We start from the raw sequence: 24567 nt of genomic DNA, 5'->3' as shown, positions 1-24567 counted from the left end.
ACTAGTAAATTTCCTCACTATCTTCTAAACCTCTACCACGATTGGACAAATCCATTTTTGCCAAAGACAGGGCTGTAGATACGTAAAAAGTCCAGTAAATATTACTCTTGTAAAGCAGAAAACTCTCAGTAATATTATTCATAAACAGGAATAACAAAAAAGCCAAAAACCAGAGATTTTCAGAGTTTGTTGTTGCATAGGCAACCTTCAAAGAGCGAAAATAAGCGATTAAAAAACTAATTGCAAACAAAGCTACCCCAATCAAACCCACATCCAAACCCAAATCAATAAAACCGTTATGTCCATGGGGAGGAATAAAACCATTTGCCACCGCTAAACCAGCTTCCCGTGCATATGGACTATTAGGTTCCCAAAATGCCCCCCTCCCAAAGCCTAATAGGGGTCTTTCCATCAGTCGAGTTAGGGCAACACCCCACATTGGTGTACGTCCTGTTAAAGTTGGATCTCTCCCAAGTGATGTTAACAATTCTGACCAACTACTGAGAATAATAGTTACTAATCCACCCAGCAGCAAAATCAGTAAATCTAAGAAAACGATGGACAGCTTACCTTGCCAGCGATAGTTACGGTAAAATGTCAAAATCAAGAACAGGGTCACGGAAATTACCAGTGAGGTTTTGGAAGTGGAAAGTAAGACGATAGCGATCGCTAAACCTAATCCACCATACTTGTATAGTTTCTGAAGGATATTTTGCGAATTTATGGGTAATAAAAAAAAGGTAAACCCACAAATCACCATCATGCTGCTTAAGTTATTTTTATAACCATATACCCCCTTCCAAGCACCAGGATGATCTAGAGTATGAATCCCAATTTCTGGGACAGCTAAACAGACAAATAAACTCATCAATGCACCAATAAAAAAGGCAACAGCAATCAGTTGAATTTGTTCTTTGAGTAAAAATCTCGTAGCTATATACCAGCCAAAAAAGCTCATTTGCAGGATTTCACGATTATCTTTGAGTGTACTCATCCCTACATCTGACCACAGGAAAGACATAAAGATCACTACTGTTAGCAACAGTAAAAATTTATCGAGACAGATTGTACTAAGTGTATTTTTCCAACGTACACTTAGTAAAAGAAACGTAATACCCCAAATCCCATACCTCACCAGAGACATTGGTTTATCTGGTACTAATTGTGAAAATGTGCCTGAAAAAAACAGTATTCCCAGAACCGCAAAGGTATTTTCAAATATTGTAAATATTTTAATTAAAACCATTTCAGTCCTTATTTACGATCGTATAGTCCAGAAGTTAGACGATGCTGATATAACCAATTCAAACTATCTGAAGAAGCATCAACCCAAGCTGTAATTAAATCAGCCCATTTTACTGGTATTTGTAGTTGTTGCCATGCATCTGCGGCAGCATCGGAAAGATTGGAGTAAAGTTCAGGTTGAGAAAGCAGCTTAGTCATTGATGCAGCTAAAGCCAGGGAATTTTTAGCTGGAAATATCATCGCATTTACCCCATCTTGCAAGTTTCCCCGAAACATTGGATGATCAGAAGCAACCAGAGGAGTACGGGCACAAAAGGCTTCATAGATGGTTAAGGGAAATCCTTCTGGATATTCATGCCAACTGGGAACTATAACTAAGTCTCCTTGACGCATTAAATCTATAACTTTTTGGTGGGGAACTAGTCCCAAAAATTGAACATTTTCTGTAATTTTTAAGTTTTCAGCTTGATGAATGAAATAGTTAGTATCTCCACCTCCAGCTAATTGTAAATTTACAGATATTTTTTGCTGCTTGAGAATGGCTATAGCTTCTAGTATTTCTCCAACTCCTTTAGTTTTGCCTAAAGCTCCGACATATACTAAGTTAAATACATCTCTCTTGGGTAGCTTTTTAGGAGTATAACTATGGGGAGTTAAATCATGATGCCAATCCCAGGGAATAATTTTATCAGGATTGACACCAATGCTTTGCAGCGACAAACAGGAATTAATCCCATGATTTCCAACCCATTCAATATATTGATTATTGAGTAAATAGCTCAGGAAATAGTTTTTTATTCGTTGCCGCAATCCTGTTTTTAAAAACGAATCTGCTAATAAGCCTAAAGTCTTAACTTGTTTTTTGATTGCCCAATTAAATAGTCCAGGGATTGGTGAATGTATCACCAAATGTGTGGGTTTTTGCTCGGCAATAATTTGGCAGAGTAATTTATTTTCTTGAAACGGGTCTAAAGCTGCACCAATTGTCCTGATTCCTGGATACACTACCTCATTATATCTATCTTCAGTTTGACAACAAACTAATATGACTTCCTCAACTTTTTTACTCATGGCAATCATGTTATCAACCACATACTTTTGAGCATGATAGGTTTCAATGCCAGTTGAATTTATAGTTTGGATGGTTTTGCGATAATCACCACCATATTGGACAATTATCAAGCGTTTAGAGTTTGCTGTCATATCGAGTAGTACTAGTTTTCATACATTAATGCTCAAAAATAAACTGAAAGAGTCTTGAGTACTGCATGTATATGGAATTAAGGTAAAATTACGGAACTACATACTGAATAATTTTTGTCAGAATAAGCCTAGCAAAATATTAGTAAAAATACTAGTGAGGGTGAAACTGTTATGTTAGTTACGAAACAAGCAGTGTTTCGACGTTTTTGGTATCCTGTAGTGCCAATTAACCTATTATCTAAAAGTTCTCCCCATGCCTTTACGCTTTTAAATCAGAAAATAGTTCTCTGGCTAGATTCCCAAGGCAATCCCGCAGCAGTAAAAGATCGATGTTGCCATCGTTCAGCACAATTATCCTTGGGAAAGGTCGTAAATGGTGACATTGTTTGTCCTTACCATGGTTGGAATTTTAATTCTACAGGAACTTGTACCCATGTTCCTCAGTTAAATAATGGGATGATTCCCTCCAACTATCAAGTTACTAGCTATGCTTGCGTTGAACGTTATGGTTATGCTTGGGTATGTTTGGAAGATCCTTTGTGCGATATTCCCAATATTCCGGAAGCAAGGAATTTTGAATATCGGCTAATTCATGAGTTTTATGAACCTTGGAACTGTGCTGGGTTGCGAGTGATGGAAAATGAATTTGATACGGCACATCCGACGTTTGTGCATACAACGACATTCGGCAATGAGGAACACCCAATTCCCGATAAAATGGAGTTGGAAGAAAAGGAATGGGGAATTGAGTTTTGGGCAACTTTGGGGGTGACAAATCCCAAGTTACAACAAGAAAACCTGAAATTAGAGGCTGAAAAGACGTTGCGAACTATGCACATGTCTTGGTATATGCCGTTTACCGCTCAACTACGCATCGGTTATCCTAATGGTTTGGTGCATATTGTGGTGAATACAGCAGTACCAATTAATGATTCAACTTCGCAAATCGTCCAGTTTTGTTTGCGGAATGACACCGAAAACGAGACAAAAGCCGAGAATGCGATCGCATTCGACCGCCAAGTCACTTTAGAAGATAAAGTTATCTTGGAAAGCACCGACTATGATGTGCCTTTGGACTTTACCAAAGAACAACACATGATGACCGACAAACCGGGGATGATGATGCGCCGAAAGTTTCTCGCTTTACTCAAAGCACATGGAGAAGTTGAACAAACAAAAGATTCCCACAAATGATAATCTATTGATTGTGGTTGAATCGATCAACCACATAAATGCAATCGTAAAGGCAATTCTCTCCATGGATTCTAGCCTGGAAAATATTGATTCACCAAGCAATGGTGAATCACTCACAATTGAAAGCGCGATCGCAAATCTTAACGGAACTGATTTAGGTTTGCGATTTTATGCAGCTTGGTGGTTAGGAAGGTTTCGTGTCAATGAACCTCAAGCTGTATCTAGCTTAATTAAAGCTTTGGCAGATGAAGATGATCGTACCCCAGAAGGGGGATATCCACTACGTAGAAATGCTGCAAGGGCTTTGGGTAAATTAAGTGATATCACGGCTGTAGCGCCATTAATCACTTGTTTACAATCTTCCGATTTTTATGTACGTGAAGCTGCTGCCGAATCCCTAGGAATGTTAGGAGATAGTACTGCCATCTCTCCGCTAACCCAATTATTAGAACATGGTTTGGAAAATGGCGTATTAGTGGCAACTCAACCCGATACCAAAGAACCATATGATGCCATTTTAGAAGCATTAGGGGCATTAAAAGCAGTGGATACCATCCCCCTAATTCAACCCTTTTTACAGCATCCCATCGAACGAAACCAATATTCCGCCGCTAGGGCAATGTACCAATTAACAGGGGAAGTTGAATATGGCGATCGCTTAATTAAAGCATTGGCTGGAAATGATTTACAATTGCGACGTTCAGCCCTTGCCGACTTAGGTGCTATTGGTTACATTGCCGCCGCCGATGCTATTGCCCAAACCCTGGCAGAAAACAGCTTAAAATTAATCTCCCTCAAAGGATTATTGGAAAAACAGGTATCACCCCTCACCCCAACTTTATCCAGCGATGCTATCAAGGTGATGAATTTAATGGACTTATTGCTGTGAACTTCCTTAGCGTTAATCGTCTAGGAAGTTCCGCACTTTCGTAAAAATCAGGAAATACGGAACAGTAAACAGGGAACAGTGATGAAAATAATTACTTGATAAAAACTACACTAGGTTCAAGCAGCTTGAACTGATAACTGATAACTGGTAACTGGTAACTGATAACTGATAACTGGTAACTAGTAACTGATAACTGAATAACTGGTAACTGAATAACTGGTAACTGATTTATGACTAATTCTCTTACTACTCAAAAATTAATCGATGCTGTCGAACAAGCTGACTCTTCAGCCAAACTCCTAGAAGCAGTTCAAAATCTAGCAACAGCAGCCTCAGTAGAAACTGTCCCTATATTAATTGCCGCTTTAGGATATAATAACCCTGGCGCGGCAGTGGCAGCAGTCGATGGTTTAATCCAAATTGGCGAACCTGCTGTATTACCACTCTTGCAACTAATTGATGATTTTAACTATGGTGCTAGGGCTTGGGCAATTCGCGCTTTAGCTGGAATTGGTGATCCTCGCGGATTAGAAACCCTTTTAGAAGCTGCCGAAAATGACTTTGCCCTCAGTGTACGACGTGGTGCTGCTAGAGGTTTGGGAATTGTCAAATGGCATCAAATGATACCTGAACAACTGTCAGATGCACAGCAAAAAGCCTTTGAAGTTTTAATTAAAGCCAGTAAAGATCCAGAATGGGTTGTACGTTATGCTGCTTCTGTTGGCTTAGAAGGATTAGCGGAAAGCCTGACTGAAAGACAATCTCAGCTAGCTGCACAAATATTTGCCCAATTGGAACATCTCCAAATAAACGACGTGGAACTGTCAGTGCGATCGCGTGTTCACTTAGCGCTGGAAAAGCTACGCAGTCAAACGCCTGTAGAAATACTGAGGAAATTACAAGATAATAATACATCTGAATCAGAAAAAGTATCCCGTGGTGCAGGAAGAAGATAAGGTGCTAAGGAACGCAAATTTAATAACCTGCAATTATAACTAAACTTGGAATGATACGTTACGCAAGGCTTTTCTTGTAGCTTGCTTCCCGTAGGATATGCCGTCAGGCTATACACACCCGACTGTTGCACTTTATTTAATTCACATTCCTAAACCGAATCAATGGCAACAATTATGCGACTACTTAAAACACTCACAAAGTGTCTAAAAATAAAATCTCAGTTTGAATATTGTGACGTGCGACTTGTTCACAGACTGTAAATATTTGCGGTGTTTTGTAGATGCGTGGACGCAAGAGAAACTTCTGCAACACTTGCTTACGTCCTTTAACATAGTCGGTTGTGGCAACCCAATCGTATTCTTGACGAATCGACTTTGCATATTTTTGATATCCCTTCTCATCTGCCGCCAGAATCATCAAATCTGCATCAAGTAATATTTGACTATCTACATCGCCATCATCACATTTATGTTGCTTCGTAACTAAAATTAATTTTTCAACAGTTTTGATAGTTTCCCCATCAACATTCAAATTAGTTAATAGTTCTTTGGCAAAAATAGCACTTTTCTCCTCATTATCAGACCCTTGAGTATCATAAATAACATCATGCAACCAAGCTGCAAGTTGAACAGCGGGAAAATTAATCGCGTAACCCTGTAACTGTGCAATTGTTCCTAGCATTTGGCAAATATGCTCTAAGTTATGATAGTAGCGCTGGGGAGAATCATAAGCTTGAGTAATAGCTAAAAAACTACTTTGAATCAGCTTTGAATCAATTTTGAAGTCTTGAAGTGTTTCTTGCCACTTTAAAAATAGTTTTTCTCTCATACTTAAATTTTAAGTTTTTGCAGAGATATGTAGCAAATCTCAGGTAAATTAAATCCTGCAATATAAACTAATACAGCACTAAACTTATATTAAAGAAAACATATTAAATAAGTGTTGTTACTACTTATCAATTTTCTCCACCACTGCCATCATCAACGCTAGCACCACCACAATCGCAATTAGAGCCAAGATGATTAATCCCACCACCACTATTAGAATCGTCATAAAGTTGTCCTTAACACTATGACAACCTTTATAACCGATCACCGTCATCCTGGATATACTGTCATAAATTGCGCTAGTGGTATATCAAAATAGCTTCATTACGGTAGCAATTCTTCCAAAGCCGCACCCACAACACGGTGATCACTATCTTTCCTTAGCAATTGTAGTGCTTCCTTCGCCTGGGGATTCTCGAAGCGCTTCAAACTATAGGCAACTCGCTGACGTACTCGCCAAGATTCATGGTTGACTAAATTGAGTAATTGTGATATGGAGGCATCATGAACATCTGTGTTTGCTAATGTCCCCATCGCATCAACTGCGGATTCTTGTACGGTAGAATCTTCCCCTTTGATTGCTTCGATGCAGATATCCAGCAATTCGCTGGTGGTTTCCAAGTCTACTAGCGCACCCAAAATACTACGACGCACTAACCAATGATCATCTTGAAAAAATGTGGTGACAAGGTGGGATACTGCAACTCTACCAAATAAGGAGAGGGAATTCGCAGCTTCTGCGCGGACATTAGGTGTATCGTCAAATTTGATCATTTGCATCAATGCTGCAAAGGAATCTGCCGTCTGTTGTTTCCCCAAAGCCATTGCCACAAAGGAACGTACCAAAAATTCCGAATCGTGGAGTTTAGTTTTAAGTAATGGTATTGCAATTTCCGAATCGTAATCTTTGAGAGACGCGATCGCTTTCAGGCGAAACTGGAAATCTGGGTTGTTTAAATCGGTTTGAATTTGGGCAAGTTCCATATCGGCAAGCGGGATTCGGGGCTAAAGTCTATTCTACAGAGTTTTTTCCCTGAAATATTCTAAGACTGCATGGGCAATAGCCTCGTTGCCATTTTTAGCAATTGTCCCTCCACTCAATGGTGCTTTCGGTGTATCCTGCAAAAACTCCCAGTTACCGTGAAAAAATTCATCGGGTGTCAAAATTTGATGCTGATTATAGTTTTTAATCCCTTCTAACAAAAATGCCGCTTCAGCAAAATCATCACGGGTAATGGAAACTATTGGCAAATCCAGCTTCGTCGCTTCTGCAAAGGTACCATATCCAGGTTTGGAAACAACTCGACTGCAAATAGGCATAAAATCCACAGGACGGCATTTTTTATCGGCTATTTTCAACAGGTTTGGTAAATCGGGTGCAGATGCATCAAAGGTGATAAATTGCCAGTCGGGATACTGTTGGAGATTGTGATAGGGGATTGCCTGTAAACCTAAGCCACCAAAGGTGAGTAAAATAGTTTTTTCCACCGGGGTTTCAATTCCCCAACTTGTCCGCAACTCCTCTTTTGTAAAGCGAGGATCACCCCCAGTCAACCCCGTATCAACGATATTGGGAAAAGCAGACATCGGTTCATTAAAGGGTAAACGAAACAAGCGATCGCACTTACTATAACACCCACCAATCCAGTCAGCGATCGCTGTAAATTCACTACCCCAATTACGATAAATTAAATCCCAGCCAAAATTACTCATCATCCAACAGGGTATACCTGCCGCCTTAGCAATTTCCGTTGCCAGAAAAGGAACATCAGCCAAAATCAAATCTACCCGATTTTGACTAATAAAATTAACTTCAGCCTCAATTATTGCCTGTTGATTACTTTGAATCTCTTGCAACTTCGCCAAAGTAGCCAACTTATCCATCTTTAAACTATCAGCTTGCACCACACCCAAATCATAACTACGGGGACGATGGATAAAATCACCATTGATGTAGCACTCCAACAACCAGCGCGGCGCACTAGTAGTCAAAATTAGCAATACCTCTGGACATAACTTTTGAATAGTGGCAGCAACCGCAGCAGTGCGAGTTGCATGTCCAAAACCATGATTAGTAACAGCAATGTATAAAGTAGGACGCATAAACGCTATTTTTAACAAAAGTAGGGTGTGTATAGCCTTGCGGCATATTAAAAAAGACGCACGATTGGATATCATATTTAAGAAAAATCTAAATGCGTCGTAACACACCATTCAGTATAAATACTTACGCAGATAAAACAGATCTAGCTTGATCACTCAACATTCATAATTTTCGGCACCTTGAAAAACTCCCCTTCCTGCTGTGGCGCACCATTGAGAATCGCTTCCCGTCCTGGATATGGTTGCAGACGATCAGGACGTGTCACATTACTAACATCAATTGCCCTTGTAGTTGGTGCAACATCAGTCACATCCAACTCACTCAACTGCTCCACATACTCCAAAATACTACCAACTTGGGCAGTGAATGTTTCTTCCTCTTGGGGAGTCAATTCCAAACGGGCAAGAAGGGCAACTTTACGTACTTGTTCGCGGTCAATCATGGCTTATTGATTAATAATCAGCATCCCAAGATTAACATTCTTCTGGGGATACGAAGCTAAGACGATCTAAATCCCTTTTTGTGATTCTGTAGGGTTTCGGTGGGTGAGGAATCTAGCCCACCGATTTTATGTTGTGGCTTAAATCAGCAGCTATAAAATATATTTTTTCTGTAACATAAGTAACCAAAATCAATATAATTTGCTATGATTAGTTATAGAAAATACTTATACTACACATAGTAAGGGTAACAATCATGGCTCTCAACAGACTCGAGTCCACCGACAGCATTTACAAAGTTCATCAGCAAAACATTCGCAAAAGTCTGGAACGTAGGCTAGAAGTCGCCAGAAGCAAGGGTGACGAGAATTTGGTTCGTCAATTGGAAGCAGAAATGAGATCTTGCGGCTAATAACTATTACCTGAAAATGGGGATAAAAATAATTGCCCCGCAGGGTTTTGATCCTTCTCAACTTGCTATCTCTAAGAATTTTCACTCATTGTAAAAACTCCCCCTGCCTGACAGAGTTCAAGGGGAGTTTTGTATATCTAAGGAAGAATTTATCTCAGAAATAAGGGGAGAAGTTTTCGGTGGGAGTTCAAGCTTCCTTTAAAAACCCGCTTCTTACCTCCTGACTTGCAAGTGAGTAAGGAGTCAAAAAATACACTTAAACCTTAGGTTTATAAGTTGATGCAACGTGGAGTTCTTTGAGTTGTTTTGTATCGACTCCAGAAGGTGCATCTGTGAGTAAGCAGCGTGCTTGTTGTGTCTTGGGGAAAGCGATGACATCACGAATTGATTCTTCACCAGCAAGTAACATCACCAATCGATCTATTCCGAAGGCGATACCACCGTGGGGAGGTGTACCATATTCAAAGGCTTCTAGTAAGAAACCAAATTTGCTTTGGGCTTCTTCTGGGGTGAGTCCGATTGCTGCAAATACCTGTTCTTGGATTTCCCTTTGGTAAATGCGGCGACTTCCTCCACCAACTTCAAAGCCATTTAATACTAAATCATAGGCTTGAGCGCGGGCGGTTTTCAAGTCGTTGATGTCATCCGGATGCGGTGCTGTGAACGGGTGATGTAGTGCTTCCAGCCGTTTTTCGTCGGCATTCCATTCAAACATGGGGAAATCTACCACCCAAAGCAGGTTGATTTTTTCGGAATCAATTAATTTAAATTCTTTGGCAACAAATTGACGTAATCTATCGAGGGTTTTGTTGACTGTAGCAGTGTCAGCGGCAGCAAAGAGTAGTAAATGTCCGGCTTTGGCGTTGGTACGACGGAGAATTTCTTGTTTTTGTTCTTCGCTGAGGTTGTCTTTGATGGCACCGATGGTGTCGATTTCACCGTTTTCTCGCACTCGAATGTAGGCGAGTCCTCTAGCTCCGGCTTCGCTAGCTTCTTTAAAGATATCACCACCTGGCTTGATGCGAACGTTGGAGATGGCATCGTTGCCGTTGGGAATGGGGAGAATTTTGACGGTGCCACCATTTTTAATTGCGTCGGTGAAGACTTTGAAACCGCTATCTTTGAGGATATCGGCAACATCCACTAGTTCCAGTCCATATCGGGTGTCGGGTTTATCGCAACCATAACGTTCCATTGCTTCCGCGTAGGTGAGACGGGGGAAGGGATGGGGTAAATCAATGTTTTTGACGGTTTTGAAGATATGACAAACTAGTTTTTCGTTGAGTTCGATAATTTCCTCTGCGGACATAAAACTCATTTCCATGTCCAACTGAGTAAATTCGGGTTGTCTATCTGCCCGTAAGTCTTCATCACGGAAACAGCGGGCTACTTGGTAATAGCGATCGCATCCTGATACCATGAGTATCTGTTTAAAGAGTTGGGGTGATTGGGGTAGGGCAAACCACTCGCCTTCATTCACACGGCTTGGTAAAATGTAGTCGCGCGCTCCTTCAGGGGTGGAACGTGTAAGAATGGGGGTTTCAACTTCGATGAAGTTTTCCACATCTTCTAAATAGCGACGTACAGCTTTGATGACTTGGTGACGAAGTTGGAGATTTTTCGCCATTCTTTCTCGTCGCAAGTCAAGGTAACGATATTTTAAGCGTAAGTCTTCGCGGACATTTTCGGTGTCTGCCGTGGATACTTGGAAGGGTAACTGTTTGCGAACAGCGTTGAGGAGGGTGATTTTTTCTGCGTAAATTTCGATTTCGCCAGTGGGAATCCGGGTATTTAGGGATTCTTCGGGACGTTGGGTAACTTTGCCGATGATTTCCACAACATACTCGTTACGCAGATCATTTGCTAGTTCATAGGATTCTGGTGTGCGTTGGGGGTCGCTAACTATCTGGACAATGCCAGTGCGATCGCGTAAATCTAAGAATATCACGCCCCCATGATCGCGGCGACGGTCTACCCATCCATATATAGTGACAGTTTTTTCAATATGGGTTTTTTCAAGTTCGCCGCAATAGTGAGTTCGCATAATTACTTAATTATTTAGTCTGATGGTTGGGGCTAGATTTTCGAGTCAATCTTAAAGCTTTTTTATTATCTAGCATCAATAGACATTGTGGTTAATTCTCATTAAATGATTAATATCCCCGACTTCTAGTTTAGAAGTCGGGGATATTTAGGATCAATATACCTTATAATCTACTATGGGCGTGGTGCGTGGAAGGCATCCCATGCAGCTTTTCCTGCATCCTGGAACCGTAAACCCAGTTCTGTAAACTGCTTCACCAACTGCTGCCAGTTTTTTTCTGCTTCCTGTTGAATTGAGTTGAACGAATCCTCAATGCGATCGCGTTCAATGATTTTCTCACCTTCTATGGTTTCTTTGGCGCGTCGCACTGCGTTAAGATAGGTTTCCCGTGTGAGAGTACCAGCCGATTCCGCTTCTGCTTTAGCACGTCTTTTCAATGCTTCAATCAGCGCTTTGGTTTCACGCTTGAGTTCGTCGGTTTCGTTAATCATTTCTTGATCCACCATTTCGTTAGTTTGGGGAGTGATTTCGATTTCTACGGTAGGTGTCGATTCCATATTGTTATGAGTCATAATTTTAGTTTCCTGATTATTTCTGCTTAATAATTCGTATTTTTGTTGACACAGAAGTCTGAATTCAGTTCCTGGGGATGTTTTAAAACCCTGATAACTGTTCACTGTTTACTGATTTAATCTCAGCAATGCTTCCACACGTTGTTCGGTGGTGGGGTGAGTTCTAAATAGGTTGCCGAAGAATTGACCAGAAAATGGATTAATGATTAATAATGGTTCAAATGCTGGATTCGATTGCATCGGAATTTGTCTAGCTGTAGACTCTAATCTTTGCAAAGCACGGGCTAAAGCGCGGGGATTACCTGTAATTCTTGCTGCACCAGCATCAGCAGAAAATTCACGGGTGCGGGAAATAGCCAATTGAATTACAGTTGCGGCAAGGGGTGCCAAAATTACTGTTGCGATTATCCCTAAAGGGTTTCCACCTCGTTCATTGTCGCGGGAACCACCAAACCACATACTGTAACTTAACATTTGTCCCAGGAAGGAGACAGCACCCGCAATAGTCGCAGCAACTGCTTGGGTAAGGGTGTCACGGTTGGCAATGTGGGTAAGTTCGTGGGCAATTACGGCTTCCAGTTCATCTTCTGGTAAAATATTTAAGATACCTTGAGTTACGGCTACCGCTGCATGTTCTGGATCTCGTCCGGTTGCAAAGGCGTTAGCGGTGGCACTATTAACTATATATACTCCCGGCATCGGTAGATTTGCTCTTTCCGATAAACGGCGTACCATTCTGTAAAGTCCTGGTGCTTCAGCTTCACTGACTTCTTGAGCACCATAAGCTGCTAAGGCAATTTTATCAGATTGATACCAGGAAAATAGGTTAGTTGCAGCAGCTATTCCAATCCCAACGAATACACCTGTTGTTCCACCAATTATCCAGTAACTAATTGCAATTAAAAGACCACTTAGGGCAGCTAGTAAAGCAGCTGTCTTAAATTGGTTTCCCATAGTATATACTCTCCAGATTTATACCTATTTTATTTTTTTAAATTGTCTGAATCAACAACTTTATTTCAACTACACTCTGATTGTATCGATTCAGATGTTAGTTTTTCAGGTAGGAATTGTGCTGCAATCATGTTCGGTTCTCCCACTTGAAATTGCTGTTATTTTACTAAGAAGGTGTTTATTAATAAAGAAGAAAATTATTGTAGGGTGTGGAAGACGCACTACTACTCATTTTGAGCAACAATCTAAATGCGTCGTAACGCACCAACTAGCTGGTGCGTTACGACAAACTCACACTGATTCAAACCCCCAAATCCTTACGTAGTCGTAACATACACTACTTAATATTTATTTTATAAAGACCCTCTAAGAAATCCAAATTCAACAATATTGGGGGTCTAATTTCAAATTGGTATAACTCACAAACTACGTCAACTTGAACAAAAAAAACCCCGACTTCTTCAAAAAGTCGAGGATCTAAACCTTTAGATTTAAGGCTATGCCAACACAAATCTATCTATTCACAATTATTTTGCTGCCAGCTTGTTGGTGTGATGTTTCTTCATCAGTAATTAGAACTGATTCCGGGATAATCGTTTGTTCTCCAGTAATGAGTCTGGCACCACGATTCCGAGTAAAGTAGTTCCATGCCCATTGAATCATCACAACAACTTTGTTATCAAATTCAATCAAGAAATAGATGTGGATAAATAACCAAGCAAACCAAGCTGGGAAACCTTTAAGTTTGATAAAACCTAAATCTACGACTGCACAGTTGTGTCCAATTACCGCTAGGCTACCTTTATCAATATATTTAAATTGAGGCAAGGTTTGACCCTGAAGTTTTGCTTTAATTAAAGAAGCAACATATTCACCTTCTTGGATGGCGACAGGTGCAACACCAGGTAAAGGTTTACCATTTTGATGGGAGAAGTTTGCTAAGTCTCCAACAACAAAAATATTAGGATGTCCTTTAATGCTGAGATCTGATTCTACTATTACACGTCCAGCGCGATCGCACTCAGCACCCGTTGACTCTGCTAAAATCTTTCCTAGGGGAGATGCTTTAACTCCAGCAGCCCATAATACTGTTTTGGCGGGGATTTGATGAACTTCCTCACCTTGTTTGATGGTGACAACATCATTCTCGATATTGGTAACAAGGGTTTTGGTTTGAACCGTCACACCCAATTTAGTTAAGGAAGTTTCCGCTTCCTGTGATAATTCTGGTGCAAACGGTGGTAAAACTCGATCTAAGCCTTCCAATAATAAAATCTGCGTTTCCGATGTATCGATATTGCGGAAATCATCCTTCATAGTGTGATAGGCAATTTCTGCGATCGCACCAGCTAATTCTACACCTGTTGGACCACCGCCAACAATTACAAAAGTTAACCAAGCCCGACGTTTTTCTGGAGATGTTTCTTTCTCTGCTGCTTCAAAAGCACTGAAAATCTTGCGACGCATCTCAATTGCATCTTCCACCGTCTTCAATCCTGGTGCGACATTTTCCCACTCATCTTTCCCAAAGTAGGAATGCTTGGCACCTGTTGCTAAAATTAATGTGTCGTAGGGTATTGCCTCATCACCCATTAATACTTGTTGAGTTTGGGAATCGATATGGTTAACTTCTCCAAGTATCACCTTTGTATTTTTACTTTTACTCAGCACTGAGCGCAATGGGGAAGAAATATCCGCAGGTGAAACAGTCCCTGTAGCTACTTGGTACAACAATGGTTGAAATAGGTGAAAATTACGCTTGTCAACCAAGGTGACGCTGACGTTAGTATTAGCTAACGCTTTTGCTGCATACAATCCGCCAAATCCACCTCCCACGATCACTACTTGATGAGGTGGCTTGTTATCAACTGTATCTACCATAAAATCGTTTCCTTCCCTTTTTTATGACATCCCTGTCATTATTCTTAACAAAATCTTATCAAAAATTCACCAGAGTTTTTATGTATTTTTGGTATGTAAAGTTTTGGTAAAGCAAGTGTTATTGCCGGAGAAACTCCAGAAACCCGATTTTTGCACCACTCAGCATGATGATTATTAATATTAACGATGAAAACCGGCTTTCTCTCGTGAGACGAGAAGTCGTGATGAACCTGGTTATCTGGGAGATGAGAAAATCAGATTGCTGCGGGTTGACTGCTTGCGTTGGAAACCCGGTTTTTTTGTGTTAGTCGTTTCCTGCCTTTTCAACTCAGTTAAAATAGGTGTAGTCTTACAGCAATGTCACTGCCATTTCCAGACTGGGTAAGTAGTAGTGCAAAATTAATCATACATTCAGAAACGCTCAAACCCTTGGGATTCCTTCGTTCCTCTATATTTAATTTTGCGTAGCCACTTAATAACCCAGATTAGCAATTAGCAAGGAATGACAAATGGTTACACAATTACCCATCCAAACAGCAGAAATCATCTACCCTGACAGCGACGGACAGTTAATGGCAGATAATACATTACAATACCGCTGGATTGTGACAATTCAAGGCGGACTTGATAGTTTGTTTCAAAATGATCCAAATGTGTTTGTCGCTGGCGACTTACTTTGGTATCCTGTGGAGGGTAGCAACGTCATTCGTAGAGCGCCTGATGTGATGGTGGCTATTGGTAGACCAAAGGGTGATAGAGGGTCTTATCAACAGTGGCGAGAAGAGAATATTCCTCCACAAGTGGTATTTGAGATTCTTTCCCCTGGTAATAGCGTGAAAGAAATGGTCGCCAAACACAACTTTTATCGTCGCTATGGGGTGGAAGAGTATTATTTATATGATCCTGATAAAGGTGATTTAACAGGGTGGATACGTGACGGGGAAGAATTACCAGAAATCGAACAAATGCTAGGTTGGGTAAGTCCCCGTTTGGGAATCAGATTTGAATTATCCCAGGGGCAATTAGAAATTTACCGTCCTGATGGGGAGAAGTTTGTTAGCTACGTTGAACTTGCTAGACAAAAGGAAGTTGTACAACAGGAGTTAGAACAGGAAAAACAACGCGCTGAACAGGAAAAACAACGTGCTGAACAAGCAGAAGAAGAGTTAGAGACTTTACGTGCTTTGCTAGCACAGAAGGGAATTAACCCAGATGAACTTTGATTATCGATAAAATCCCGAATAAAAATATTGAATATGGAGAGACGCGACATGTCTCGTCTCTCAACATTCCAGAAAAACTACTTTTTGAGGATTTTTTGCCGCATCCGCACTACAAAGGTATCGATTTCTGGTAGTTTCATTACAGATGCGATCGCGCCAAATACCAAAAGCCCAATAAAGCCTGCTACTGCTAGTTCAAACAACAGGGTGAGCATATTTTCTTTAACTACTATAAACCGTTGCACTACTTGCAACGCAGCAAAACTGGAGATTCCCCCGGCAAAACTGGCAGCAGTTAACCCCAAAATTGGTAAACTCCATTCTATCCAGGGTAAACCGTGTAATTTGCGGTTGAGTAAATACAGCAGCATGAGGGTGGAACTCAAGTTTACTCCCACGGTTGCCAAAACTAAACCAGGTGCGCCAAAGGATTTGATAAAAATCAAATCTAGAACCACATTTAACAAGATATTAAATAAGCTAATACGGAATGGGGTATCACCATCACCCAAAGCATAGAATACCCTAATTAAAACATCCCGTGCTAAATACACAAACATTCCCACCCCGTATGCCACCAGCAGCGAGGCAACCAAGTTTGAGGCGTTTTGGTCAAATGCTCCCCGCTTGTACACTATACTCACAATGGGCTGTGATAGAGCAATCATTATTGCCCCTAGGGGTAACATTGTAAAAGCTGAGAGAATTAACCCTTGCCGAATCCGTTGTTTGAGTTCACCCCAATCTTGAGGATCTGTAAGACGGGAAAATATTGGTAGTAAAGGGACTAAAACAATGTTGGAAATTACCCCCAAAGGAGTCTGTACCAAAAGGTTTGCGTAGTTTAACCCGGAAGCAGCACCAGCAATATAGGAAGCAAAAATAGAATTTATTTGCCAGTTAATATAAAGCATTCCCGATGAAAAAGTTGCTGGTAGCATGATTTTCATCACTTCTTTCACTGCTGGTTGATTAAAGTCAAACCGCAAGCGAAAGGAACCCATGCCAATTTTGGCTTGTGCTACCAATTGTACTCCCCATTGCAGCACAGCCCCCGCAGTTGTTCCCACAGCTAGAATTGAACCGCTGTATATGACATTTTCAGTTGCATAGATGTTGCTACCCAATTGCAACCAGAGAAATCCCACAGCAATCACAACTGTAATACTTGATAGTAAAGGACTAATGGAAGGTAGCCAATATTGATTAGCTACATTTAGTGTGCCAAAACCGATACCAATTAACCCTGCCAGAACAGCAATGGGTGCCATAATCCGCAATTGTTGAACAGCAATGGTTCTAATCAACTCACCATCCGGACGTTGATTTAAACCTGGTGTTGTCAAATCCAGAATATTTCCGGCAAAAACTACCAATAGAATTGTCACCACCAGCAGCACACAACCCACCAACGTCGTCATGGTTTCTACTAAGGGTGCTGCTTCTTCCTTTTTCCGTTTAGCTAAAACACTGACAATGGCACTGTAAAAAGGGCCATTCACCCCACCCAATAATATCAGTAGAAATCCGGGGATAATATAGGCAAAGTTATAAGCCTCAGCAATAGCATCTGTACCGAATGCAGCCCCAATAGCAACTTGTCGTACTAGCCCAACAACTTTACTAATGATGGTAGCAGCGGCAACAATCCCTGCAATTCCAGCCAGGGAGCGATTTACTTTTTTTTGTTCTTCTGTCACAGGTGATTACCGACAACGGACTGGCAATGGGAGCCTCATGAATACTTATCATGAAATTGGTGGTTATGTCAGGGAAATATTAACGACATTCCAAACTATCGCGGGTATCGACACCAGTTACAGGGTTTGTACCGGAAGCGCGATCGCATAATAGCTTCATCTGGTAGGTATCAATCAGGGCATTACTAAAATCAGCACCAGTAATATCTGCGTCAAATAAACGACTTCTTGTTAATGTGGCATCAGTAAAATTAGCGTTTTTTAAGTTAGCACCATCAAGGGCAACACGATCAACCAAAGCCGCAGTCAGGTTTGCACCTTCCAAGTTAGCCTTCAGCATCACACCCTTAGTTAACATGGCATTGGTTAAATTAGCACCTTCAAAATTTATCCCCCGCATTTCAGCAGCTACAAAATTAATGCCAACTAAATCAGCATGGGAAAAATCACGGTTTTCTAAATTGGCATTATTGTAATTCATGGCGTTGAGTTGACCTATAGCCATAGCTGGGGTTGCATCCAATATTACCCAGAAGCAAGCGAGGGCAATAATTACAACCCAACTGAAAATTCGCCGACAATGCTTCTTGATAGCACCATCAAGACGATGTAATTGAGGATGATTCAAAACCCCTGTTTGGCTGTTTTTAACGCTACTCATAAAAATTAATCCAGATAATCAAAGTAATATTGATTTGAGAGTGTCGATAATTAGTTTATCAAGTTCTATCAACCAACAGAAAATAGACATCTCCAGAAATTAATTATGCGTTAACCAGAACCCTTGTAGAGACGTAGCATTGCTACGTCTCTACCTGTTTTTCGGAGATGTCTAATATCCAACTTAAGTGAATCGGCAGAAATAAACAGAACTATATCAGGAATTACACAATTATTAGGAATTTACGTCATTGCGTAGCTTGCGTCTTCGTAAGGTAGACGCTGAGTCGCAAAGCGACATGCTTCCCGCAGGGTAGCATAAGCCTTTCAGGCTGGCTTCGCCTACTCAAAGTCTACTTCGTTACGATTGCGTGAGTCTTATATAATCGGATGTAAATAACTTTAGACTTTTACCCCTACTGCCTTGTCCCGGTTACAATTTTCAATGCCGATCTACTTATAGGATCAAATTAAAATCGAAAATACTCACCCATTACAACCAATCAAAATATTACCAAAACCTGATACCATTTGCCATGAGTGTCTTTTTTCTGCTTTAGTAAATCAATCCCTAGTGTGTGTTAACCCAGATGAAACAGGAGCAACTTGTGCAGATATCATTTTCTGCAACTCATTCACACCAAAAGAAGAAGTTGAAAGTCCCTGTGTCTCATTTGGGGAAGACGAAGCTGAAAATATCTAACAAGGAAAAGTTACCAATTTTGACAAAGTGAATGTATAATTTACGGCTTGTCCACAAGCAACTAGGAAATTGACTTGAGAATGTTAAAAGCAATGTTATCTCGTTCGGGATTGGTGAGTATATGCTGCTTGATGGTAGCCTGTGCATCAGACACTAAAGTGAGTGAAACAACTACCACGACTACAGCGTCAACAACATCCGCAACAGTGACAGCTAGTCCCACAGCAACTGTAACAGCTGCTCCTACCGTCACAGCTACCGCGACGGTGACAGCTACCCCAATAGTTACAGCAACTGCTACCCCAACTTCAGCAGAGGGAAGCAAAAAAGTCGTAACCACAGCTTCAGGACTGAAGTATACAGATGTTAAAGTCGGTACAGGTGCAACACCAAAAACAGGTCAGACTGTGACAGTACATTATGTTGGCACCTTGGAGAATGGAACCAAGTTTGATAGCTCACGCGATCGCGGTCAGCCATTTGACTTTACAATTGGTAAGGGAGAAGTAATTAAAGGTTGGGACGAAGGCTTAAGCACCATGAAAGTTGGTGGTCGTCGTAATTTAATTATCCCAGCTAAACTTGGTTATGGTGAACAAGGTGCTGGTGGTGCGATTCCTCCCAATGCCACACTACTTTTTGATGTAGAATTACTCGGTGTGAAGTAATATCGGCTTTTCGTGACATGCTCGCCACACTCACGAGTCAGGTGAGTGTGGGCTTCTGAGCGACGCTTCTATATGGTGATCTTGTTTTACCAATTAGATCTCAAGGAAATTGGTCTTATGTGCGTGTAATTTCCGGATCAAATAACCGAGTTAATGGTGTTGAAGGTTAGGTAAATGCTAATTATTTAGCCTGTTCTTGATCACGTTAGAGTATTCCAACAAATAAATTAAAAATATAAAATTAAATCCCCGACCTTTTCAAAAGGTCGGGGATTTATACTACTACAACTAATTTCCAAGCCGCTCTAATTACTTGGTTTTTGAGAAACTTGATTAGTTTGTAAAGCCTGTACCAACTGACTCACAGCCGATTGTAGTGATGCGCCAGCATCAACAGCTACCCAACCATTTTGTGTTAATTGACGTACTTCAAAGTGGAGGTGAGGACCAGTAGAAACACCAGTGCTACCTACCAAGCCAATTACAGTTCCTTGCTGGACAATTTGACCTGGTTGTACATATACCTGTGACATGTGACCATAGAGGGTTTGTTGGGCTGAATTGTGATTGAGAATCACCGTCAAGCCGTAACCACCAACGTAATCAGCTACTTCCACTTGACCCGTAATTGCCGCCAAAACTGGGGTTCCTTCCGCTGCACCCACATCCGTACCGGAGTGGAAACGTTGATCACCTGTAATTGGGTGTGTCCGCCAACCAAAAATTGAAGTAATTGGTGCAGGTATGGATAAGGGGAATATCATTCCCGATGGGTTGTAAGTTGCTGAAGCGTTGTAGGTAACTTGGGGTAGTGTGGTCGCCAAGGGAATATTGTAGGCTACTATACCAGGACGAGGTGCCGTGTTATCGGCGTTGATTGGTAGTGGCAATACTCCCGCACTTGCTGTTAGAGGTGTACCAGTAGTGGTGGGGACAGGTAATTGAACAAAGTTACCAGGGGTTGGAATAAACCGATTTGGATTGTAGTTATTTTTATTTACAGCTTGAGTATTAGGAAGCTGACTAGGTTGGATATTACGAACAATAGCCTTACTACTAATAATGCGAGGTTTACGCCAGTTTGGACTATCGCTAACATTGGAGTTAGGAGCAACAGTGCGCGCGGAAACTGTTTTTGCGGCTGTAGCTGTGATATTTTGTCCTTTTTTAATCCAGCTTGGTGCGTTAGCGCGGGTGATTGGTGCTTGCAGGCAGTTTCCAGTACCTTTTCCTTGACTAATAACTGCTTGGCAACCGCTGGAACGTTCGGTGATTATTACCGAATTTGGAGCTTCTTGATCTCGATTTTGAGCAGTGCTGTAGTCAGTTGGATCAATATAGCTGTTGTTGTAATCTTTACCTGAATTGGAATTATTATTTGTCGTTGCAGGTTGCTTTGTACGTGATACTTCCGGCAGCTTCTCCGGAATGATTACGGGTGCATTTGAAGTTTGGTTTTTTTTGTCACGCGATGCTTCAACTTTTGCCCGTAGACGTTCTACGCCTGTTTTAGGGGTAGAAATTTCAACTTGGGGACGGGTTACTCCTTGTGGAGATGCATTTCGTTTTTTGGGAGTTTCTACCGATTCTGCAACTTGGGAACGATTTAAACGTTGCTTAAGTCGTTGACGACGGGAGGAAAATTCCACAGGGGAAGTTTGCTCGACGGAAGTCGTTCGCATTGTCTCAGGAGCGGATACTTGAGGGTTTCGCTCTATTGTCACCTTTTTGACGCTGTTGCCCGAAGGCTGCGTATTTTCCGAGGTAGGAACAATATTGTCTACTGCGGACTCGCTTTGGGCAAGTACCAAGCCGCTGCTGAGGATGCTAAAGCTACCAAGCAAACAGAGGCTTCGTGCTGGCAGGGAGTGCTGCCATATTTTGTGCAAGTTGTTACGAGCAGGGTCTTTTCGCTGCGTCATTTCTTCTCTGGTGTTGTGTTTAATTAGCCTAGTCAATTCATGCTGTTGGTTTGGTTTGCCGAGTTTGGCTGGGAGTATCCCATAGGTTTTTCAGTAGAATTACCATAGCCCAAACTGATTGTACCTGGCTTCAAGTAAATTTCTGGTGTTCTTACTGATTTTGATTTGGAAGTTTCCATGCGAACATGGAGACAACCTGTAGAAGTTACACCCACTACAGTTCCTACAGTATTATCTACGTTTACTTTATCTCCCATATTGGTTAAATAATTTAAATAGCTAGGCAAGAGTATATCTATTCCTTCTTCAAAAAGGCACCGTACACCGGATTCGATTCCCAGTAGAACTTTACAAATTAGGGTTTCGATTTCTAAAATCTGGTTAGTGCTGCTTTGAGTGGATTTTTGGGATAAATGCGATTTCTCGCACTTGTGCGATTTCTCGCAGAAATGCGATCGCCATAATTCTAAACTAATACCTGTATCGGGAACAGAGTTACGCCAATTGATTCCTACACCAATTACGGCTTGGGTAATTTTTCCCTGGTTGATTTTGGTTTCGGTTAATATACCACCTAGTTTAAGTTGATCTAAAATCAGATCGTTGGGCCATTTGATTTCTACGGGAATATCACAATTTCGCAATTGTTGAGCAATACCCCAAGCAGTGGCAAAGGTAAGTTGATAACTGTCTGTTGCTGTCAAATTTGGTGCGACTGCCACCGAAAGATATAATCCCCCAGTATTAGATACCCAATTTTTTCCCCATTGCCCCCGTCCTGCCGTTTGTTCGGTAGCAATAACTACTTTTCCAGGGACGGCACCTAATTCCCAAAGTGTCTGGTTGGTTGAGGCTAGGTTGTCGTAGAGATGGAGAGAGAAAGGTAAGTAAGGATTTGAACGTGCTGAATTTAACAGAGTTTCGATTTGAGTTTGGTTCACGGGAAGGAAGGGAATGGGGGAGGGGGACAAGGGAACTTAGGGTGTATACACAAGTATTGAATTCGCTAGATTTTCTATAATCCCATGTCCGCCAACGGTTGAAACCGTTGTCTAATAGCTAAAGTCATCTACAAGATGACTAAATGTTTTTCGCACTGAGTTCATTTTAATGGACTTGTGCTGTGAGACTGGGATTTTCAATCCTAGACGGAGTGAGGGATTTACCGAATTGTGTACACCGTAGAACAAGGGAGCAGGGTAAGAAAGAATATTGCCGTAAAACCCCGAAATTTATGCTTGTATCGGGATGTCGGCAATTGAGGTTTGTATTCTGGCTCTTCTGTTAACCTCAAAGTTAGACATCAAGTCTTTTGACACCAACCTTATGCCTTCTTTATCTTGCCTGACTGCAATATATTAGTTTAGTTGAATTTTGTTTCGGGGTTTGATTAAAATGCACACTTGGCAATGGCGTACTTGGAATGAACTGCCGTATTTAACTTGTAGTTTACTAGAAGATTTTCCCCATGGTTTTTTTACCTCTGGGTTTTGGTTACGTCCTCCAGTTGAGTTAACGCCGATTTTAGCTCCGCAAGCATCAACTTATCGCCTCAAGCAGGTTCATGGGAATGTGGTTTTAACACCCCAGGAGATTACCGCGAAGTTAGAGGTAGGTGGGGATGATGTGGAAGATGATTTGGTAATGGGGGATGGGGTGAAAAGCGATCAACCCCAGCAAGGGGTATGGGTAGCTAGTGCAGATTGTACACCTGTTTTGATTGCTGATGCGAAAACCGGTCAGGTGGTGGCGATTCATGCAGGTTGGAAGGGAACCGCGAAAAAAATTGTCCCGGTGGCTATCCAACGGTTGTTGGATGCTGGTAGTAAAATAACAGATTTACGGGTGGCGATGGGTCCTGCGATCGCAGGTGAAGTATATCAGGTTTCGAGGGAAACTGCGGCGGAGGTGGGGGCAACAATTTTGACGGAAACTGAACCAGAAAAAATTGTCAAAACTCTGATGGAGTTAGATAACTCTCCCATACTTCCAGATCCAATTCCTGATAAAGTCCGTTTGGATGTGCGACGGGTGAATGCAATACAGTTGGCTAATCTGGGTATAGGTTCTGAGCAGATAGCGATCGCATCTTACTGTACTTTCCAAACTCCTGAATACTTTTTCTCTTATCGTCGGGAAAAGGCAAAAAAAGTTCAATGGTCTGGAATTGTAAGTCAATAGGAAGGCAGGAAAAACTTTACGAATAAATGCGAAAGTTGACACTCCCCGGCATCAATGCACGGGGATTCTTTGTTCACTCAGATTAATCGGGTTTGCTTTTAATCGCAAAAATTTTTCACAACTACGATGGAAGTGCGAAGCTTCCGCTGTTTCTTGGATGCCAGAATGAATGAGTGTCAGTTCGCGTTTCTTGAGAAGATACTGATCATGGTGTCCTTTTTCCTATACAAACTTTACATTTATTAACTAAGATATAGAAGCCTAATTTTGATTAATGATTTGTAGAGAGGGGAATCGTGAATTTAGCTGAAATTTTAGAACCGATTGCGGCATGGTTCCGTGGTTTTGGGACACCGGATATAATTGTACATTGGGGACATCCGGCGATGATGGGGATTGTGATCGTGGGGATGGGAAGTTTTGTTGGGTATACGGGTTGGCAGGGAAGGTTAGCGGTTGATAAAGATGTGGCTGTGAAAAATCGTGGTGAACATCGGAAGTTAGCACCGCTAATGTTTTTATTTATGGCTTTGGGTTACATAGGTGGTGTCCTTTCATTGGTAATGCAGCGGAAACCAATTTTGGAAAGTTCTCACTTTTGGACAGGTTCAGGTTTGTTATTATTGCTAGCAATTAATAGCGCGATCGCGTTTACTAAATTTGGTGGCAATAAAGCCGGATTGCGATCGCTTCATGCTTATATAGGTAGTACTGCTTTGGTTGTAATGTTAGTACATGCAGCTTTGGGACTCAAGTTAGGTTTATCTTTATAGTTCAAACCTAGAAGC

The 24567-nt window shown here is 41.4% G+C and carries 21 protein-coding genes; 7 read left to right on the top strand and 14 right to left on the bottom strand.

Annotated elements, in window-relative coordinates; translation table 11 throughout:
* Window position 1: 1 nt before the first annotated feature.
* Window positions 2-1021, bottom strand: coding sequence for an O-antigen ligase family protein (locus CAL6303_RS16585; RefSeq protein WP_238993704.1), 1020 nt, complete (start codon window positions 1019-1021; stop codon window positions 2-4).
* A gap of 233 nt (window positions 1022-1254) precedes the next feature.
* Window positions 1255-2448 carry a glycosyltransferase gene (locus CAL6303_RS16580; protein ID WP_015198966.1) on the bottom strand — a complete coding sequence of 398 codons (1194 nt, stop codon included), beginning with the start codon at window positions 2446-2448 and terminating at the stop codon, window positions 1255-1257.
* A gap of 171 nt (window positions 2449-2619) precedes the next feature.
* On the opposite strand from CAL6303_RS16580, the gene CAL6303_RS16575 reads away from it, so the two are divergent.
* The 3 genes from CAL6303_RS16575 (at window position 2620) to CAL6303_RS16565 (ending at window position 5487) form a co-directional block, all read left to right on the top strand.
* Window positions 2620-3642, top strand: coding sequence for an aromatic ring-hydroxylating oxygenase subunit alpha (locus tag CAL6303_RS16575; RefSeq protein ID WP_015198965.1), 1023 nt, complete (start codon window positions 2620-2622; stop codon window positions 3640-3642).
* 64 nt (window positions 3643-3706) lie between these two features.
* A complete protein-coding gene (locus tag CAL6303_RS16570; protein ID WP_041740700.1) occupies window positions 3707-4531 on the top strand; it encodes a HEAT repeat domain-containing protein in 825 nt (274 codons plus the stop codon).
* 230 nt (window positions 4532-4761) lie between these two features.
* Window positions 4762-5487, top strand: a complete 726-nt coding sequence (locus tag CAL6303_RS16565) for a HEAT repeat domain-containing protein (protein WP_015198963.1) — start codon at window positions 4762-4764, stop codon at window positions 5485-5487.
* A 193-nt stretch (window positions 5488-5680) separates the two neighbouring features.
* Here the strand turns inward: CAL6303_RS16565 and CAL6303_RS16560 are convergent, their stop codons facing one another.
* The 8 genes from CAL6303_RS16560 to CAL6303_RS16525 all read right to left on the bottom strand — a co-directional run bounded on the left by CAL6303_RS16560 (window position 5681) and on the right by CAL6303_RS16525 (window position 14722).
* Window positions 5681-6316, bottom strand: a complete 636-nt coding sequence (locus tag CAL6303_RS16560) for a hypothetical protein (RefSeq protein ID WP_015198962.1) — start codon at window positions 6314-6316, stop codon at window positions 5681-5683.
* Window positions 6317-6639: 323 nt separating this feature from the next.
* Entirely contained in the window at window positions 6640-7299 is a 660-nt protein-coding gene (locus CAL6303_RS16555) for a HEAT repeat domain-containing protein (protein WP_015198960.1), read from the bottom strand.
* 33 nt (window positions 7300-7332) lie between these two features.
* Window positions 7333-8418, bottom strand: a complete 1086-nt coding sequence (locus tag CAL6303_RS16550; protein WP_041739704.1) for a glycosyl transferase — start codon at window positions 8416-8418, stop codon at window positions 7333-7335.
* A 152-nt stretch (window positions 8419-8570) separates the two neighbouring features.
* A complete protein-coding gene (gene gatC / locus CAL6303_RS16545) occupies window positions 8571-8861 on the bottom strand; it encodes an Asp-tRNA(Asn)/Glu-tRNA(Gln) amidotransferase subunit GatC (RefSeq protein WP_015198958.1) in 291 nt (96 codons plus the stop codon).
* A gap of 666 nt (window positions 8862-9527) precedes the next feature.
* Window positions 9528-11315: an aspartate--tRNA ligase gene (gene aspS / locus CAL6303_RS16540; RefSeq protein ID WP_015198956.1), complete on the bottom strand. Its 1788-nt coding sequence runs from the start codon at window positions 11313-11315 to the stop codon at window positions 9528-9530.
* Between the two features lie 173 nt (window positions 11316-11488).
* Window positions 11489-11887, bottom strand: coding sequence for a hypothetical protein (locus tag CAL6303_RS16535; RefSeq protein WP_015198955.1), 399 nt, complete (start codon window positions 11885-11887; stop codon window positions 11489-11491).
* A 108-nt stretch (window positions 11888-11995) separates the two neighbouring features.
* Window positions 11996-12841 carry a zinc metalloprotease HtpX gene (locus CAL6303_RS16530; protein ID WP_015198954.1) on the bottom strand — a complete coding sequence of 282 codons (846 nt, stop codon included), beginning with the start codon at window positions 12839-12841 and terminating at the stop codon, window positions 11996-11998.
* A 513-nt stretch (window positions 12842-13354) separates the two neighbouring features.
* Entirely contained in the window at window positions 13355-14722 is a 1368-nt protein-coding gene (locus CAL6303_RS16525) for an NAD(P)/FAD-dependent oxidoreductase (RefSeq protein ID WP_015198953.1), read from the bottom strand.
* A 509-nt stretch (window positions 14723-15231) separates the two neighbouring features.
* Here CAL6303_RS16525 and CAL6303_RS16520 point away from each other — a divergent pair.
* A complete protein-coding gene (locus tag CAL6303_RS16520) occupies window positions 15232-15945 on the top strand; it encodes a Uma2 family endonuclease (RefSeq protein WP_015198952.1) in 714 nt (237 codons plus the stop codon).
* A gap of 77 nt (window positions 15946-16022) precedes the next feature.
* On the opposite strand, the gene murJ is transcribed toward CAL6303_RS16520, so the two are convergent.
* Together murJ and CAL6303_RS16510 are read right to left on the bottom strand one after the other, a co-directional pair.
* Window positions 16023-17645 carry a murein biosynthesis integral membrane protein MurJ gene (gene murJ, locus CAL6303_RS16515; protein WP_015198951.1) on the bottom strand — a complete coding sequence of 541 codons (1623 nt, stop codon included), beginning with the start codon at window positions 17643-17645 and terminating at the stop codon, window positions 16023-16025.
* Between the two features lie 79 nt (window positions 17646-17724).
* A complete protein-coding gene (locus CAL6303_RS16510; RefSeq protein WP_015198950.1) occupies window positions 17725-18306 on the bottom strand; it encodes a pentapeptide repeat-containing protein in 582 nt (193 codons plus the stop codon).
* A gap of 782 nt (window positions 18307-19088) precedes the next feature.
* On the opposite strand from CAL6303_RS16510, the gene CAL6303_RS16505 reads away from it, so the two are divergent.
* A complete protein-coding gene (locus CAL6303_RS16505) occupies window positions 19089-19676 on the top strand; it encodes an FKBP-type peptidyl-prolyl cis-trans isomerase (RefSeq protein WP_015198949.1) in 588 nt (195 codons plus the stop codon).
* 305 nt (window positions 19677-19981) lie between these two features.
* Here the strand turns inward: CAL6303_RS16505 and CAL6303_RS16500 are convergent, their stop codons facing one another.
* Window positions 19982-21598 carry a M23 family metallopeptidase gene (locus CAL6303_RS16500; protein WP_015198948.1) on the bottom strand — a complete coding sequence of 539 codons (1617 nt, stop codon included), beginning with the start codon at window positions 21596-21598 and terminating at the stop codon, window positions 19982-19984.
* Between the two features lie 32 nt (window positions 21599-21630).
* Window positions 21631-22539: a biotin--[acetyl-CoA-carboxylase] ligase gene (locus CAL6303_RS16495; RefSeq protein WP_015198947.1), complete on the bottom strand. Its 909-nt coding sequence runs from the start codon at window positions 22537-22539 to the stop codon at window positions 21631-21633.
* A 454-nt stretch (window positions 22540-22993) separates the two neighbouring features.
* Between CAL6303_RS16495 and pgeF the strand changes: the two genes are divergently transcribed.
* Together pgeF and CAL6303_RS16485 are read left to right on the top strand one after the other, a co-directional pair.
* Entirely contained in the window at window positions 22994-23779 is a 786-nt protein-coding gene (gene pgeF / locus CAL6303_RS16490; RefSeq protein ID WP_015198946.1) for a peptidoglycan editing factor PgeF, read from the top strand.
* Window positions 23780-24072: 293 nt separating this feature from the next.
* Entirely contained in the window at window positions 24073-24552 is a 480-nt protein-coding gene (locus CAL6303_RS16485) for a DUF4079 domain-containing protein (protein ID WP_041739701.1), read from the top strand.
* The last annotated feature ends 15 nt before the right edge of the window (window positions 24553-24567 follow it).

It is taken from the genome of Calothrix sp. PCC 6303 (assembly GCF_000317435.1).
Taxonomy (GTDB): Bacteria; Cyanobacteriota; Cyanobacteriia; order Cyanobacteriales; family Nostocaceae; genus PCC-6303.
Note: the sequence above shows the minus strand (reverse complement) of the source record. Positions and strands in the feature narration are given on the sequence as shown.

Excerpts from the sequence above, each read along its gene's own strand:
- CAL6303_RS16585 (WP_238993704.1), bottom strand. The coding sequence starts at position 1,021 with ATGTCTTTCCTGTGGTCAGATGTAGGGATGAGTACACTCAAAGATAAT.
- CAL6303_RS16580 (WP_015198966.1), bottom strand. The coding sequence starts at position 2,448 with ATGACAGCAAACTCTAAACGCTTGATAATTGTCCAATATGGTGGTGAT.
- CAL6303_RS16575 (WP_015198965.1), top strand. The coding sequence starts at position 2,620 with ATGTTAGTTACGAAACAAGCAGTGTTTCGACGTTTTTGGTATCCTGTA.
- CAL6303_RS16570 (WP_041740700.1), top strand. The coding sequence starts at position 3,707 with ATGGATTCTAGCCTGGAAAATATTGATTCACCAAGCAATGGTGAATCA.
- CAL6303_RS16565 (WP_015198963.1), top strand. The coding sequence starts at position 4,762 with ATGACTAATTCTCTTACTACTCAAAAATTAATCGATGCTGTCGAACAA.
- CAL6303_RS16560 (WP_015198962.1), bottom strand. The coding sequence starts at position 6,316 with ATGAGAGAAAAACTATTTTTAAAGTGGCAAGAAACACTTCAAGACTTC.
- CAL6303_RS16555 (WP_015198960.1), bottom strand. The coding sequence starts at position 7,299 with ATGGAACTTGCCCAAATTCAAACCGATTTAAACAACCCAGATTTCCAG.
- CAL6303_RS16550 (WP_041739704.1), bottom strand. The coding sequence starts at position 8,418 with ATGCGTCCTACTTTATACATTGCTGTTACTAATCATGGTTTTGGACAT.
- gatC (WP_015198958.1), bottom strand. The coding sequence starts at position 8,861 with ATGATTGACCGCGAACAAGTACGTAAAGTTGCCCTTCTTGCCCGTTTG.
- aspS (WP_015198956.1), bottom strand. The coding sequence starts at position 11,315 with ATGCGAACTCACTATTGCGGCGAACTTGAAAAAACCCATATTGAAAAA.
- CAL6303_RS16535 (WP_015198955.1), bottom strand. The coding sequence starts at position 11,887 with ATGACTCATAACAATATGGAATCGACACCTACCGTAGAAATCGAAATC.
- CAL6303_RS16530 (WP_015198954.1), bottom strand. The coding sequence starts at position 12,841 with ATGGGAAACCAATTTAAGACAGCTGCTTTACTAGCTGCCCTAAGTGGT.
- CAL6303_RS16525 (WP_015198953.1), bottom strand. The coding sequence starts at position 14,722 with ATGGTAGATACAGTTGATAACAAGCCACCTCATCAAGTAGTGATCGTG.
- CAL6303_RS16520 (WP_015198952.1), top strand. The coding sequence starts at position 15,232 with ATGGTTACACAATTACCCATCCAAACAGCAGAAATCATCTACCCTGAC.
- CAL6303_RS16510 (WP_015198950.1), bottom strand. The coding sequence starts at position 18,306 with ATGAGTAGCGTTAAAAACAGCCAAACAGGGGTTTTGAATCATCCTCAA.
- CAL6303_RS16505 (WP_015198949.1), top strand. The coding sequence starts at position 19,089 with ATGTTAAAAGCAATGTTATCTCGTTCGGGATTGGTGAGTATATGCTGC.
- CAL6303_RS16500 (WP_015198948.1), bottom strand. The coding sequence starts at position 21,598 with ATGACGCAGCGAAAAGACCCTGCTCGTAACAACTTGCACAAAATATGG.
- pgeF (WP_015198946.1), top strand. The coding sequence starts at position 22,994 with ATGCACACTTGGCAATGGCGTACTTGGAATGAACTGCCGTATTTAACT.